8 protein-coding genes are annotated in these 16,637 nt (G+C 41.1%); 7 read left to right on the forward strand and 1 reads right to left on the reverse strand.

Annotation, left to right across the window (positions count from 1 at the left end):
• The first annotated feature begins 27 nt into the window (after positions 1-27).
• Genes AB6T38_RS12880 through AB6T38_RS12890 form a run of 3 tightly spaced genes read left to right on the forward strand, consistent with a single transcriptional unit; the run spans position 28 to position 6,615 of the window.
• Positions 28-942, forward strand: coding sequence for a hypothetical protein (locus tag AB6T38_RS12880; protein WP_372547698.1), 915 nt, complete (start codon positions 28-30; stop codon positions 940-942).
• The gene (locus AB6T38_RS12885; protein WP_372547699.1) at positions 939-3,764 is read left to right on the forward strand and encodes a family 78 glycoside hydrolase catalytic domain; all 2,826 of its coding nucleotides are present in this window, start codon (positions 939-941) and stop codon (positions 3,762-3,764) included. The genes AB6T38_RS12880 and AB6T38_RS12885 overlap by 4 nt, the downstream gene beginning before the upstream one ends.
• A 4-nt stretch (positions 3,765-3,768) precedes the next feature.
• Positions 3,769-6,615, forward strand: coding sequence for a family 78 glycoside hydrolase catalytic domain (locus tag AB6T38_RS12890; RefSeq protein ID WP_372547700.1), 2,847 nt, complete (start codon positions 3,769-3,771; stop codon positions 6,613-6,615).
• A gap of 278 nt (positions 6,616-6,893) precedes the next feature.
• Here the strand turns inward: AB6T38_RS12890 and AB6T38_RS12895 are convergent, their stop codons facing one another.
• On the reverse strand, positions 6,894-9,374 hold the full coding sequence (locus AB6T38_RS12895) for a PVC-type heme-binding CxxCH protein (protein WP_372547701.1): 2,481 nt from the start codon (positions 9,372-9,374) through the stop codon (positions 6,894-6,896).
• A gap of 729 nt (positions 9,375-10,103) precedes the next feature.
• On the opposite strand from AB6T38_RS12895, the gene AB6T38_RS12900 reads away from it, so the two are divergent.
• From AB6T38_RS12900 to AB6T38_RS12915, 4 genes are all read left to right on the forward strand, one after another.
• The gene (locus AB6T38_RS12900) at positions 10,104-12,959 is read left to right on the forward strand and encodes a family 78 glycoside hydrolase catalytic domain (RefSeq protein ID WP_372547702.1); all 2,856 of its coding nucleotides are present in this window, start codon (positions 10,104-10,106) and stop codon (positions 12,957-12,959) included.
• A 164-nt stretch (positions 12,960-13,123) separates the two neighbouring features.
• Positions 13,124-13,693 carry a gluconate 2-dehydrogenase subunit 3 family protein gene (locus AB6T38_RS12905; RefSeq protein ID WP_372547703.1) on the forward strand — a complete coding sequence of 190 codons (570 nt, stop codon included), beginning with the start codon at positions 13,124-13,126 and terminating at the stop codon, positions 13,691-13,693.
• Complete coding sequence (locus AB6T38_RS12910; RefSeq protein ID WP_372547704.1) at positions 13,690-15,456, forward strand: GMC oxidoreductase; 1,767 nt, start codon at positions 13,690-13,692, stop codon at positions 15,454-15,456. The genes AB6T38_RS12905 and AB6T38_RS12910 overlap by 4 nt, the downstream gene beginning before the upstream one ends.
• Entirely contained in the window at positions 15,456-16,394 is a 939-nt protein-coding gene (locus AB6T38_RS12915; RefSeq protein WP_372547705.1) for a TIM barrel protein, read from the forward strand. The genes AB6T38_RS12910 and AB6T38_RS12915 overlap by 1 nt, the downstream gene beginning before the upstream one ends.
• Positions 16,395-16,637: the final 243 nt, after the last annotated feature.

The following is a 16,637-nucleotide window of genomic DNA, read 5'->3' on the forward strand; positions in this document are numbered from 1 at the left end:
AGCTAAATAAATCAAGAGATAACCTTTATGCAACAAAAATATAAAAACAAGATATTTAGTTGGGTATATATGCTAACGACTAGCAGTTTGTTAGCCGCTTGCTCCGCTCAACAATTAACGGCAATAAATGGAGTTCCCAATGATGACGTGATTAACAGTCAAGCTTATTCGCTTGAGCAGTTATACAACATAAAGGGGCAGGATAAAACTTGGCAACAATTACTACAATCTGACGATTTAAAACCTTTAGGCACGTTTACTACCCATGGCTCTTTGGGCGCTAGCGTTAGCATTAATAACCAACTGATTGAAACTGGCCCCTATGCTAATAACCCTATTGATGCCGTTAAGCGAGAAATGCGTTTACATACACTGGGGCATTCGGCACTAGATAGTAAAGATTTTGCTAAATGGTCGCGTTGGTATCAAGAAGACGGCAATACCCAAATATTTCGTTTATTTAAAGGTGAGGTAAATACCTCCAATAAACGGAAAAATGCCGCTCGGGTAGAAACCTTTATCCCTAGTCAGCGCTGGTTACCGGAACAAGGTGTAGTGCGAGAATTTGGCGCGCGTTTTACCGTTTTAAAGTCAGGTGGTTGTGTCGCTCCCCACTATTGTTCTATTTTCCAAGCCAAAGGTAATAACGTCGACCATTGGTCTGTGATGTTACGAGTTGATAACAAAGGCGCGTTATGGTTTTACCCACGGGAGGATTTAACCAAACGTAAATTAATTTCTAGAAGTGCCATCGGCCGTCCATTTGATATGAAGGTATTAGATGATGGTTTAGATTATGAAATGTTCATCGATGGAAAGTCAGTGGGTACAGGTCAATGGCAACGCACTAAACAAATAGGCTTTAGGTGGGGAATTTATGTGGGCAGATCTGCCGTTCCTGAGGATATTGTGGTGCTAGTTACAGGCGCAGTCATGAAATGAAAACCTTGATATTTAACACCATGATTAAATTTAAGCTACTTAGCCTGTTATGTATATTCTCGGTGATAAGTGCATGTTCATATACCCAAATTAGTCAGCAAGGGACTACTGCCCCCACTGCCCTTAAAGTTGGTGAAGGCTTTGTCAATCCCATTGGTTATTATGAGCAAAACCCACGTTTTTCTTGGCAAATATCGCCAACGGCAAGTTATCAATTCCAACAGGCTTATCAAATTCAAGTAGCTTCTTCAACTGAGGGTATTGCTAGCGCGGATCTATGGGATAGCCAAAAACAAATATCTGCCGAAAATGCTTGGATTAAATATCAGGGCAAGCCATTGTCATCAAGACAAAAGGTGTTTTGGCGCGTGCGGGTCTGGGATGAAAACGAGCAAGTATCGAACTGGAGTCAATTGGCTTCTATCGAATTAGGTTTATTGTCTAATGATGATTGGCAAGGCCAATGGATACGCCACCCAGAAACAGGTGATACCGTCACATTTGATATTATCGATAATAAAACAAAACAGACAAAAACCGTCACCAATAAAGTGTATAACCCGCAATATTTAAGACGCGTTTTTACCGCTAAAGAACAAAAATCTAACATCAAACAAGCACGTTTATACATTACCTCAAAAGGTATTTTTAACGCTTATGTGAATGGTCAAAAAGTATCGGAAGATGTGATGACCCCAGGTTGGACGCCCTATAAGCAGCGTATTGAAACCTTAACTTATGATGTGACGTCTTTGATCAATTCAGGTGACAATGTACTCGCTGCTACTGTCGCAGAAGGTTGGCATACTGGGCGTTATTTAAAGCTAAGACCATTAAAAGTCAAACCTTCAGCCTTATTGGCACAGCTTGAAATTACCTACAGCGATGGTTCAACTCAAAAGGTAACAACCGATCAAAACTGGCAAGTGACCCTGAATGGCCCGATTCGCGCAGCTGGTAATTATGACGGCGAAACCTATGACGCTAATTATGAAATGCCTGGTTGGAATACCATTAGTTTTACCCCAAACAAATGGAACTCGGTGATCACCGAAACACTTGAGCCTCAAGTGGCGTTAGCACCTAAACGTCATCAAGCCTCAGCCGTAAAGTTAACGATACCAGCGGTTAAGATTGTTGATGTTGCTAACCCAAAACCGGGTGTCGTGGTGTTTGATATGGGACAAAACATGCTGGGCGTGCCTGAATTATCTGTGCCTGGTATTGCCAATCAAAAAATAACCTTTCGTTTTGCGGAAGCCTTACATAAAAACACCTTTTATACTAAAAATTTACGCACAGCAAAAGCAACCGATTACTATACACCGGCTAAATCAGGCCAAATTAATTATGTACCTACCTTTACTTTTCATGGTTATCGATATGTTGAAGTCTCAGGCTTTGATCAATCTAAAACGCCTAATTTAAGCTGGGTGAAAGGTCGGGTATTACATTCCAACTTTGATGTGCACGCTAATTTTACAAGCTCCCATGCTAAGTTAAATAAACTCTCTGAAAATGTGGTTTGGGGCTTACGCGGCAACTTTTTAGATATTCCAACAGATTGTCCTCAGCGTGATGAGCGTTTGGGGTGGACCGGTGATGCCCAAGTATTTGCCGCGCCGTCAATGTACATGGCTGATGTGTATGGCTTCTGGGCCGCATGGATGGAGTCGGTCAGAGAAGCACAAGCGGAGGATGGCGGTGTACCAAACTTTGTGCCAAACAAGGGCCATGGTTTTGGTAAATTAGCTTCTGCTGGCTGGGGTGACGTTGCTGTGATCATCCCTTGGGAGCTTTATTTATTAAATGGCGATAAACAATTTTTACAAGACAACTATGACATGATCAAAGGTTGGCTCGATTTTCACAAATCAAAGTCAGAAAACTATGTGTCAAGCCTACGTGGTTTTAAAGATTGGTTACAGCCATACGCCAAAGAAGGTCAAACACCGCAACATTTAATATCCACTGCTTATTATGCACGCTCATTGGATTACGCCGCCAAAATAGCCAACGTACTTGGTTATGAAGCTGATGCCACTAGCTATTCTAATACTCTAAATAAAGTAAAACACGCTTTTCGCCAAACGTATTACGATGAAAACACCAAGGTGAAAAGTGCAGCAACACAAACCAGTTACCTGTTACCACTGGCATTTGAGTTATTTGAAGGTCAAGACCTGCTGAATGCACAGCAACATTTAATAGAGACCATTGAAGCTAGCGATAAACATTTAGGTACCGGTTTTTTAGGCACGCCTTTATTGGCGCCAGTATTACAAAGCATAGGTCGTAGCGACCTTATGTTTGATGTCTTGTTTAAAGAAACCTATCCCTCTTGGTTTTATTCCATTAACAATGGTGCAACCACCACGTGGGAGCGCTGGAATTCATACTCTTTAAAAGACGGTTTTAGTAAAGAATCTATGAATTCGCTTAATCATTATGCTTATGGTGCAGTGGCAAAGTGGTTTTATGAAGGCATTTTAGGGATTAATGCTGCAAGTGCTGGTTTTAAAGATATTACCATTGCGCCACAGTTTAATCAGCGTTTAGTTCATGCAACTGGCAGCTATCAGACGCCACAAGGAGAAGTAAAAGTGGGCTGGCAGATCGACCAAGATCAACTTGATATGCAAGTAACGATCCCCAAAAATAGCCGTGGCAATTTTGAGTTATCGCGAGTTGCCGACTTAACAATTAATGGCGTGAAACTAACTGAATCAAATCAGCAAATTTTGCATCAGCAACCCCCCGGTGTTTACCAAATTAACGGCATTATTTTTCCTGCGAAACCAAAAATAGAAAATAAAGAGTAACAATATGAATATCCCAAATGTATTTAACAAAGTCTCCCGTCATATTGATGGTCTACTGTTAATATTTATTTTTATCTTATTGCCCAGCTGTAACCTAATCACTGACGACGATAACCGGGTTGCCCCTCCACAATCATTAAAAATTAACGAAGGCTTTAGCAACCCGCTTGGCTTTTATGATGCCAAACCGAGATTTTCATGGCAATTGCCGGTAAATACTAACGTAAAAGCACAAAGCCGCTACCAAATTAAAGTGGCATCCAAGCCTGAACTACTAACCCTGTCAGCCGACTTATGGGACTCTGGAATTGTGCACAGCGCACAAACCACTTTTATTGAATATCAGGGAAAAGTGTTAGATTCAAAACAAAAAGTGTATTGGCAGGTACGATTTTGGGATCAAGACCAACAGGCTTCGAAATGGAGCGAGCTAGGTCAGTTTGAACTTGGTTTATTAAACAACAATGATTGGTCTGCAAAATGGGTTGAAATTGATAACAAACAACCGATTGAATTAAATGAATATAAAACGCCAATTCATATACCACAGCACTTACGAACTGAATTTAACGTAAATAAAACCATAAAAAGTGCGCGCTTATATATCACTGCCAAAGGCGTGTTTACTGCATTTTTAAATGGTCAGCGTATTGGCGATGACGTATTAACGCCGGGCTACACCCCCTATAAAAAAAGGATTGAAACCTTAACCTATGATGTAACAGGGCAATTGCAGCAGGGTAATAACGCCTTGGGTATGCAGCTTGCTGAAGGTTGGTATGCTGGCCGTTTTGGGCCCAAACGTCATTGGCACAAAAAATTAAAGCTCACGCCAAAAGTACTCGCTCAATTAGAAATAGAATATGCGGATGGCCGTCGACAACATATTGTCACTGACCAAAACTGGCAAGCAACGCAAAATGGTCCTGTTCGCACTTCGGGTTTATATGATGGTGAGCGTTATGATGCCAATTTTGAATTAGTAGGTTGGGCGCAAACTGGATTTGATAGCTCTGAGTGGTCTGGGGTAAAAACATCTGACATTGAGTCAGATGTTTTGCTACAACCCAAACGACATTTTACCGCTAAAAATAAACAGTTATTACCTGCTCTGTCGGTTAATAACGTCAATGGCAAAATCATATTTGATTTAGGTCAGAATATGGTGGGAGTACCTAGAATTAAAGTGCCAATGGTAAAAGGGCAAACCCTGAGTTTACGCTTTGCTGAAGGAATAAATAACGATGGCTCGCTTTATACTAAAAATTTAGGCAGTGCTAAACAACTGGATTTTTATACTGCCAAACAAGATGGCATTGTGCAGTGGCAACCTCAATTTACCTTTCATGGATTTAGGTATGTTGAGTTAAGTGGCTATGATGCAAGTGTTGAACCTGACTTGTCTTGGGTGACCGGCGTGGTGCAATACACAGATTTTGATATGGCGGGCAAATTTGTTAGTTCAGATCCCCAGCTTAATCAGTTGCAGTCGAATATTGAATGGGGCTTAAAAGGTAACTTTTTAGATATTCCTACCGACTGTCCACAACGTGCTGAGCGTTTAGGTTGGACAGGTGATGCCTTAGCGTTTGCTAATACCTCGTTATTTATTGCCGACAGCCATGCTTTTTGGGCAGCTTGGATGCAATCTATCCGTGAAGAGCAGTTTGATGATCATAGTATTCCTGTGGTTGTACCCAATGAAGTGGGTGAAATTGCGCAGGCAGGTTGGTCCGATGCGGCAGTAACCATCCCATGGGATGTGTATTGGCGCACAGGCGACAAAAAAATATTGGTCGAAAATTACGACATGATGACTCGTTGGATCCAATATCATCAAACTCAACTGAAGGATGGTATTAGTGACATGTGGACAGTGGGTGATTGGTTGCAGCCATTCTCAACTCGTGAGGATTCTCGACGTGGCGAAACCGACAATAGTTTAATTTCTACGGCTTTTTATGCACGATCAGTAGAGTTCACTCTCAACAGTGCCAAAGTATTAGGTAAAACCGCTGATGTGGCGAAGTACAGCCAGTTATTAACGGAAATTAAAGAGAACTTTCAACGGCACTTTTTCTCTGATACCGGGCGATTAAAAGTAGGCAAACAAACACAAACCGCTTATTTACTTGCTATTGGGTTTAACTTACTCGATGAAGAGTTGACTCAAAAATCCATACCGTATCTTTTGGCGACTTTCGAAGCAGCGAACGGCCATTTACGCACCGGCTTTTTAGGTACTCCACTTATTGCGCCAGTGCTGGATAAAATTGGCCGTGCGGATATTGTCTTTGATTTAGTCTTTAAACAAACTTATCCATCATGGTTATATTCTGTAACCCAAGGTGCAACCACAGTATGGGAACGTTGGGACGGGTATACTCATAATAAAGGATATGCTGATAAAGCAGGCTCGCTTAATCATTATGCTTACGGAGCTATTGGACAATGGTTATACGGTCGTGTCGCAGGTATTAGTCCTTTAACAGCGGGTTATAAATCAATATTAATTGCGCCTCTCATTCCGGCGCAGTTACAATTTGCTGAAGGTGAATTTCAGTCAGTATTTGGTACCATAAAATCTAAATGGCAAAAAACAGATTCTGGTCTCACCTTAGATGTTCTTATTCCTGCTAATACGACGGCTCATATTCAAATTCCATTAATGCAATATACACATCCATCTGAGAAATCGCTATTCAGTCTGAAAGAACGCAAAGCTGTACTTCTCGGCCGTAAAATTGTAGTCAATGGCAAAGTGATATCTGATGAGAGCTTGCTTGAGCAAGATCAAAAGACCAAAACCATTTCTGTCGGTGCCGGCAGATACATTATCGAGGTTAAATGATGAGCACTAATACTACTGAAACGCGTTCTAAACCCTCATTCTAGATGCAGGGTTTATTTGTTCAATTTGTTCTCGAACAATCACACTAAAAGCGCCCAGGGAGGGCTCACTTAGACGAGTTCCACTTACTTGGATAATTTCAACCGTACTTTGTTCTTGTGCAGACAGCTTGGTTGTAATACCTCATATAATGACGCTTACAAGTGAAATTGAGCGTCTAAACCTGATGATTTATTCCTTTACACACACAATGAAAACTAGCCCAGATGAGCCGAAATTTATTTACTTGCTTCGCTTGGCGACAGTTTACGTTTTGAACGATATATCAATTCTGCTTCTGTATAAGGTAGTTGTTTATCGCTTGTCTCTTTTCTGATTTTAGCAAAAACCTTGCCTCCAAAAACATGAGCTTTATTGCCCCAGTTGTTTCTAATATAAGTACTTATCTGAGCAAACTCTTCATCGGTCAGGCTTTGAGCGAAGCCGGGCATTATCATGCCAGTGTCATATTTTTTATTGCCAACAGTGATTGGTCCCATCAATCCGTGCAACAAAATCTTAACTAATGTTTCAGGTTTGCCAATAACCCACTCGCTATTAGCTAATGGCGGTCCCATACTATTAATACCTTCTCCGTCTTGGCCATGACATCCAAAACAAGCAGCCTTGCCGTCATACAATGCCTTGCCAAGTTTATACATGTTTTTTTGCCTTTCACTTAAATTAAGGACATTACTATTGGCTATGTCTTTTCGACCTACATTGGCAAGTAAATTGGTAAATTCAGAGTTATTAAAAGTATCTTTAGCATCTAAATACGTGGCAAATTCTTTTTCTTTCCCGGTAAGTCCATTAATTACAGCTTCATAAATATATGGCTTTCCACCATACATATTTAGCACTTGCTCAAGAGCAGGAAATACCAATGGACTGTCGATTTGGCCTGCTACCAATGCCACGTTCAAACCCAATTCGTAATTATTATCATGTAAGGTAAATAATGTTTTTGCTAAGCTCTTATTATCGTTTTTAGACAGTCGAGTACTTAGCTCTATGCCTGCTACTTTTACTTTACGATGTTTGTCGAGCAACGCGGATTCTATTAATTCAATATCTATTGCATCAAGGCCTTCGAGCGTCCATAGCGCATTGATTCTGGCGACATGGCTTTGACTCGTTTTAAATACATTTTTTATTTGTGGCACAAGTGCTTGTTGGTAATTCTGCACAATTAACTGACGCGCCATATCGCGCCACCAACCATTTGCATGTTCAAGGTGGGCGACCCATTGCTGAGGACTTTCGGATTTCATATTGGGTAGCTCCCCCAATGGTCTCTCTGCCCACCGCAGTCGGTATATTCTTCCCATACCAGAATTGTGTTTATGCAAGTCACGAGATTCATATTGCTCTCGCAAATACGTTGTTAGGTATTCAGCATGCTGAATGACACCGTGATACATATCCACAATATACAAAGTACCGTCGGGTGCCGTATTTAAATTAACAGGCCGAAAACGCTCGTCCGTTGACGCAAGTATTTCTGCTTGAGGGTAAATTTCTGCTCCTTCAAGCTTACCTTCACCTTGTGTAACTCTGCGCACACTGATTAAGTTACCCGCGGGTTCTGGTGTAAAAGATACACCGTAAAATTCCTGTGGAAATTGATCGCCCCGGTAAAGATTATTCCCCGACGCCGCAGTATATTTATTAAGCTTACCTTTATTAGGCCCTTCGGCAACAAGTATATTTGGCAAATATGCTCGGTTTACTCCAGGATTTATTCGAATAGGGAAAACATGGTTTGAACCAAGGGTATTGGCTTCCACCGCAAATTGTAAACCAGGGTTCTCCATTAAAGCGCCTGGTCGTAGATACTCACCGCGCGCGGCCGAACTATTGCCATTGTGATAGAGACGCCCATAATCATCTGAACTAATTCCCCACTGCCCACGATTATCGGTAAAAGCTAAAAGCATTTTCCAATATTTATTACGATATATTTCTTTGCTTCCAGCAGGAAGAGTTGAGTTAAGTGGCACGACTTTATATTTACGATTACTTTTAGCGTTGTAATACCAGTTGTCTAATGAATAGTGCATAGCATTAGGCTTGTGCTCAAGGGTTCCGCCCTTGGCGTATTCTGGGTCCACCACTTCATGCAAGCCAAGGCTATTATCAGCAAGAATTTCAGCAAAATGGAGTTGTTCATGGCTGGCATACAAAATCCCGCCTTTGACCATGGATATCGTTCTAGGTAGCACAACATCGTTAAGAAAGACAGTCCGTTTGTCTGCTTTGCCATCCGCGTCTCTATCTTCAAGTAAGACAATACGGCCTTCTGGGACTTCCTCATTATTTGCATCTAGGTCAGGCATAAAAGTCTGCATTTCTACCATCCAGATACGGCCGTTAGCATCAAATGCAATATCGACCGGACTTTGAACGAGAGGCTCTGCAGCGACATTTTCGACAATAAAACCGTCTTGAACAACAATCGATTTAAGTGCTTGTTCTACGTTGAGTACTGGCGCTGGGGGGATTTGGTCGGCAGGAATAGGCGCCGTCATATCGTCGCCAGGGCGATCACCTTTATTTGTTGAGTCCTTTGGGCTGTCTATCGTTGACGCAGCAGCACTATTAAGTGCAATCAATAAGGCACTGGCAATCAATCTCTTTGCACAATGTTTGTAGCCAATCGTGATTTGATAAACTGACACAAAACATTGCAACAGTGCGTTAAATTTAACTTTTTTCATTGTTGTTCCTAGCTGCGTTCGATGATTTATCTGTTTTAGTGAGTACCCGGCCATAAATCTCCATGTGGGATGCCCGTTCAGCCGTTTGGTTGGCTGGAAGTTACAAGATATTAACAAATTGGAAAATATCTTAGAAGAAGTTTTGATGTATTTTGATCTTATATGGTTAAATATGGTGAGTGTCAGAACATAACACAAAAACCTTATCCTAGGTTTAGGTCATGGTTTAAAACTACAATGTCTTAATTTTGCCGAGAGGATCTAATTTCGAATTAGTAATCGAGAAAGCTGCAAAGCCTGAGGCTTTTAAATTGGGGGAGGAATGTGGATAGTTATGATGTCGCTCTAGATGTGTTGCTGATTAAAGTACTGATGATTTATCAAAACAATAGTGTACTGGAGTCATTTAATCGTATCTAAATACAATTTTTTTGATGAAAAAGATCTAACATTAATTTTATTTGATTTATTATGATTTAAATTAACTTAAAATGATATTAAACTGTAACTTGTTATGCGCTTGTTGCTAAATTGTATCTATTTGTTGGCTATCAATTTAAACAGCTAATAAAAGAATAAACTAAGCGTAGTTTAATTCGTGTTAGGTAGCTTACAAACAAATTTCAATGATGCTTATAGAGAAGATGGATGTACATTGGAAATACGTTATTACCTACAATCTTATAGCAATATATTTTAGTCCTTTATTGGAAATTAGGTCAGGCTTTAATGAGAAACATAATACTAATTATTATATTCAGCGTGGTATTGGTCGCATGCTCGAATGAATATGTCGCCACATACACCACACAAAACTTATCCACTCCCTCAGAATTGTTGACCGAAGGAATTAGTGAGCCGCTTAATGTTCATAACGCATCGCCACGATTATCTTGGCACGCAAACGTAGTCGCACAACAGGCATACCAAATACAAGTTGCCAGCTCGAAGGACTTATTGAGTGCTGACAAGCCAGATTTATGGGATAGCGGAAAGGTAAACGCAAGACAATCAGTCAATATTGCTTATCAAGGAAAACCACTCAGTAGTGGCCAAACTGTATTTTGGCGAGTTCGGGTTTGGAGCAGTAAAAATGAGGTCGCACATGAGTGGAGTGAAGCTGATACATGGGAAATGGGCTTGATCAATAAACATGATTGGCAGGCTAAATGGATACAAGCTGAAAACCCCATGATAAGCGAAATTACACCGGCCGTTACTAATTGGATGTTATTTGCAGCTAATTTACATGAAAGTGTCACTGACAAACTATCAAAGAGTAAACAGCAAACGCAACAAAGAGTATTCGAGCAATTGACGGCTCAAGCTAGCGCGAGTTTATTCCGTCACACATTTTTCATTCCAAAAGATAAAAAAGTGGTAAAAGCGCGTTTGCATAGCACCGCAGCAGGTTATTACGAGATTTTTATTAATGGTAACAAAGTGGATGAACGTTTGGCTGATCCAGGCCAAACCGATTTCGATAAACGTATTTTATATAACACAGACGATGTAGTGTCTCTTCTATCAGATGGCGCAAATAGTATTGGCGTGCATCTTGGTAGCGGTTGGTATAATGAAAATATTGCCTTTAGTAAATGGGATAACCCAGACGCAAAGCCGAATACTCAGCCTTCTAAATCGTTAGCTTATGGCCAGCCGAAATTTATTGCGCAACTAGAACTTAGCTTTGAAGATGGCTCCACACAATTTGTTGTGTCAGACAAACATTGGTTGAGTCATTCATCACCAGTATTGAAAGAAGGTATTTTTTCAGGTGAGTTTTTTGACGCAAATAAAATAGTAAAAGCTTGGAATACCAATAACCAAATAAATGAAGATGGATTATGGGAACCCGTTAAAGTTTTGGACGAGTGGCCGACTTTGGCACTCGAACCCCAACTATTGCCGCCTATCCGAGCAAATGTGGAAATGAAAGCTAAAAAACTTTATCAACCAAAAGATAAAGTTTGGGTGCTCGACTTTGGTCAGAACTTTACTGGAGTTCCGACTTTGCATTTAGATAAGCTTGGTTTGCAACAACATCAAACTATTTCTTTACGTTATGCCGAGTGGGCGGACATAGATGGAAATATCAGTCAAAAATCAGGCGGGGGAGCACCACTATTAAAACAAGTCGATAGCTATGTTGCTTCAGGTGATGATGCTAAAACGTGGCGTCCTGCTTTTACTTGGCATGGTTTCCGGTATATCGAAATTACCGGTTTAGACACGGCACCAGCACTTGATGCTGTGACCGCGCATTTAGTCAGATCTGATGTAGCTCGTGTGGGGCAGTTTAAAAGCGCAAGCCCTTTGATCAATCGTATTCATGATATGGCTTTATGGAGTTATGAAAGTAATTTGATGGCCTTGCCAATGGACTGTCCTATTCGTGAGCGAGCGGGGTGGACAGGTGATGCCCACGCAGCGCTGATTACGGGTAACTTCAACTTTAATATGCAGAATTTTTGGGATAAGTATTTAGGGGACTTTAAAACGTCTGAGCATGTTGCACCAGCGGTTGTGCCGGGTAAACGTAGTCATGGTGGTAAGTTTGATTGGGCGGCTGCAGAAGTGATGATAGCCTGGGAGCATTATCGACACTATGGTGACTTACAATTATTAGCGTCTCAATATGAAAGTATGATGGAGTATATGACAGCAGGAGAGGCGATTCTGGATAATGCCCTAATACGTGACGATCGTTATAGTTATGGTGATTGGTGTGATCCGGTACGAGAGCCCGGTATGGAGCGTAAACGCTGTAACTCAGAATACACGTTACCCGTCAAAACAACCTCAGCACTATTTGCGCATTCAGCAAATTTAATGGCTAAGATATCGAGTTTATTAAACAAACCCCAAAAAGCTAAGCATTTTAGTCAGCTTTTTTCCTCTATTAGCCAGAAATATCACAAAGAGTTTTATGACTCCAAAACAGGAAGTTACGGTAGTCAAACAGCAGGTGCGATGGCATTGCAATTTGAGTTGACCCCTGTTGAATTGCGTCAAAAAGTAGCTGACGGCTTGAATCGAGATGTGCTTGAAAATTGGAATGGTCATGGCGCTGTAGGCGCACTAGGGCAGACCTATTTGTATAAATCATTAAGTGATTATGGATATGGTGATACCGCATTTAATATTTTTACCGCAAAAGGTTACCCAGGCTATCAATGGCAATTTGACCATTTAAATGCCACTACCTTGTGGGAACGAAAAGGCGTGATTGATCCTAGCCTAGATCCAGAGCGTCGCAATTCCCCCGGCCGTTCTCTCAATCATCCTTTTCACAGTGGTTATGATGGCTGGTTTTATGAAGGTTTGGGCGGTATTCGTTTGCAGCAAGACAGCGTGGGGTATCAGGATTTCGAACTCAGGCCTGTATTTGCTAAGGGACTAGATTCTGTTGATGTCTCATTTAAAACCGGTTATGGAACCATTCAAAGTCGTTGGTGGAGGGAAGACAATACGGTGATATGGGAGTTTGTTGTTCCAAATAATAGTACCGCTATAGTCACTTTACCGAATGAAGTTAGTAAATTGTATACTGCAGGAAGCTATTCGGTGACTGTAATGAATTAATCGATGAAACACCGATTGGAAATGTTCACATAATGACCAGGCTGATTAATACGATAGCGGTAAGCTTATATCGAGCCGGTCCCGCAATAACGGATATCATTATAAGGCTCTATATGCCTACGACATTTGCAGGCCGTTTACTTAAAATATAGCAGGAGCAATGCATGTTTACTAAAGCAATAACGAGAAGAGTGTTTATCGGCGCTACTGCTTATATTGTGTCTGCACCTTTATTAGCATCTATCTTCAATAAAAAGATAGATATGTATGAAGTGCTTAAAAATGGCCAATTTTTTGATGCGCATGCGTTAACGGTGCTGACTGATATTGCTGAAATTATGATCCCAAAAACAGATAAGCCTGGCGCAACCGATGCTAATGTTGCTTCGGTATTGGACGGGCTAATGGTGACATGGGCAGGCTCTAAAACAAAACAGCAGTACACAAGTATTATCGAACAAATTGAAGTGTTTGCTAAAGCAACTTATCAAGGTGCTTATCATCAATTACCTTTGCACCAAAGACAGCAGCTAATAACTGAATTGGACAAAACAGCTTTTATTAATCAGGAAACTGACTTGTCTGCGAGTTACCGTCATCTCAAAGAAATGATTTTTCATGTTTATTATACTTCTGAACACGCAAGCCCTGATTTTGTTTTAATTCCAGGTGGCTATCGCGGAGATCTTAGTAAAACAGAGTTAGATGCAATTAGAAAGAGAGGTTACTTATGAGTCAAACCGGTAATAAAAGTAGCGAGCAAGTAACAACCTCCAACCCCGAGCAAAATTTTGATGTGATAGTGGTTGGCTCTGGAATTACAGGCGGATGGGCAGCCAAAGAGTTTTGTGAAAAAGGCTTTAAAACTTTGGTGATTGAACGCGGTCGCCACCTTGATCATCCGAGTCCAGAATATAATGACATGAAAGCGCCTTGGCAGCTTGATAATCTTGGTTTTGCTCCTGAAACTTTAAAAGAGCAAGGCCGGTATTCGCAGCTAATCGCAAAGAAAAAAGTGTTAAAGTCTGATTCTATTCAATTTTATTCTGATGACTCTGAATACCCATACTCCTTTCCTAAAGAGCGCCCCTTTATGTGGACGCGCGGTTATCAGTTAGGTGGTCGTTCGTTAACTTGGGGGCGACAAGTATTACGTTGGGGTAGAAAAGACTTTGAATCTAATGCTAAAGATGGTCACGGTGTAACTTGGCCAATTAGCTATGACGACTTAGCCCCTTGGTATGACTATGTAGAAGAATTTATTGGCGTTGCTGGCAATAAAGATGGCCTTGAATCTGTACCCGATGGTGTCTTTCAAAAACCGTGGGAAATGAGTAGTGCCGAACAATTTATTGCAAAAAATATAGCGAAAAAATACAGCGATAGGCACCTGATTATAGGGCGTTCAGCTAATCTGACACAACCAACAAAAGAACAACATGAGTTAGGAAGAACTCAGTGCCAAGCGCGCTCTTATTGTGCACGAGGTTGTACTTTTGGCGCATATTTTAGCTCTTTATCAGCGACATTACCGGCAGCGAGAAAAACCGGAAACTTGACCATAGTTACTGACGCGATTGCTTCTTCAATTGATTACAACGAATCAACAGGTAAAGCCAGTGGCGTTACTATTGTAGATGCTCACACAAAAGAGAAGCGCAGTTACAAAGCTCGGGTTGTTTTTTTATGCGCGTCAGCATTGGGCTCAGTTCAAATATTATTGAATTCAAAGTCAAAGACCTTTCCCAATGGGATTGCCAACTCAAGCGGAGCGGTTGGGCATTATATTATGGATCACTTTACCGGTGTAGTTGGTATGGGCGAAGTACCAGGCTTAGAAGATAAGTTCAGTTATGGTCGGCGTCCAATTGGTACTTATATACCTAATTATCGTCAGGACAAGGCTGATGATGTCGATTTTAGTCGAGGTTACGGCTATCAAACTATTGCTGCTGCTCGACCCAATACAGGGACAACCGCGAAAAAAGTTGGTATTGGCGTAGAAGTAAAAGCTCAAGCTAATCAGCCTAGTCCTTGGTATTTTAGAGCGTTTATGTACGGTGAGATTTTACCTTATTACGAAAACAAAGCGACCTTACATCCAACTAAAAAGGATGCTTGGGGTATTCCCCAATTACATATTGATGCGCACATTCGTGACAATGAACGTAAAATGATCAAACAAGCAGCAAAAGATATCAAAGAAATATTAGAAGTTGGTGGTTGCGATAAAATCAAAATTATTGAGACGCCTAATGATAAACATATTACGGTAGGAAGCAGAACCCATGAAATGGGGGGGGCTTGCATGGGAGCAGATCCTAACATTTCAGTACTAAATAAATGGGCTCAGTCTCATGACGTCGCCAACTTATTTGTGACTGACGGTGCGTGCATGTCGTCTTGTGCGACGCAAAATCCTTCCTTGACCTATATGGCAATAACAGCTCGTGCGGCGGACTATGCCGTCAAGTTAATGAATGAAGATATATTATAGTGAATAGACGTAAGTTTATTCGTCGTTCAATTGTCGCCGGCATTGCTAGCGCTGGCGTGGTTTCGTGTTCCACACTCAAAGCTAGCAATACAACTGCAGATACAATGGATATTTTATCTTTTGAAGAGCGCAAAAAATGGCTTAGTTCGTTTGCTTGTAATATTGAGCAGTGGTTTCGCCCTATGCCATTTTTAGAGCGTATCAATGCGGCTAAAGCCCTTGGCTTTACCGCTGTTGAAATGTGGAATCCGGCATCAACTAAACCTGGTAAAACGCCTGAATTGATAGTGCAAAGAGCAAAAGAGCAGGGCATGCGCATTACCAGTTTTTCACCTAGCGCCCCCAATCTAGCCGATCCTAAAAATGAACAAACGATTAAAGAATGGTTAGAAGTAGCGATTGCTATAGCAAAAACGTTAAAAGTGCCTAATTTTAATTTAACGGGTCACAAATTAATTGAGGGATTAACTGAAGCGCAAATGATAGAAAACTACACGCGTAGGTTGAAATCATTTGCACCCAGATTAGAAGCAGAAAATATAGTTGCAACGGTTGAACCTTATAATCCGTTTAACCATAAAGGGCATTTCATCTATGGTAATGAACCTGCGTTAAGTATTTGTCGTGAAGTTAATTCGCCCAGTATTAAATTAAATTGGGATTTTTTTCATATGCAACGCACCAATGGCAACTTGATCACTCACTTAGAAAATGGTTTTGACCAAGTTTCGTATATTCAGCTGGCAGATTCACCTAACAGAAACCAACCCGGAACTGGTGAAGTGGCTTATGGAAAGGTACTCACTCGATTAAGAGAGTTAGGTTATCAAGGTTATATTGGTGCAGAGTTTTTCCCTGAGAACAAAAACACGTTAACCGCCGCATCAGACTTGGCCAAGTTAGCTAAAAGTATCAAGCTGGCTAAGCCTAGTATTTAATTAATGAGAGATATATAGTTAAAACGTTACCCTTCTAATGAAGCAACTATGCAGGGGGGGGAAGCTAATTGCCAAGTTGCTGGCGCGTCAATGTTATTCAGCCGATCCCTTTTGACCATAGGCCTCAGATTTGGCATTTCTCCCAAAGTTTTACGACAACGTGTGGCGGGTGCCTTGAATACAAATGTGATTGGAAAATGACAGGGTCATTCTTGTCTAGGTGCCTTAGGTCAAAGCTATTTG

It is taken from the genome of Aliiglaciecola sp. SL4, assembly GCF_041538045.1.
Taxonomy (GTDB): Bacteria; Pseudomonadota; Gammaproteobacteria; order Enterobacterales; family Alteromonadaceae; genus Aliiglaciecola.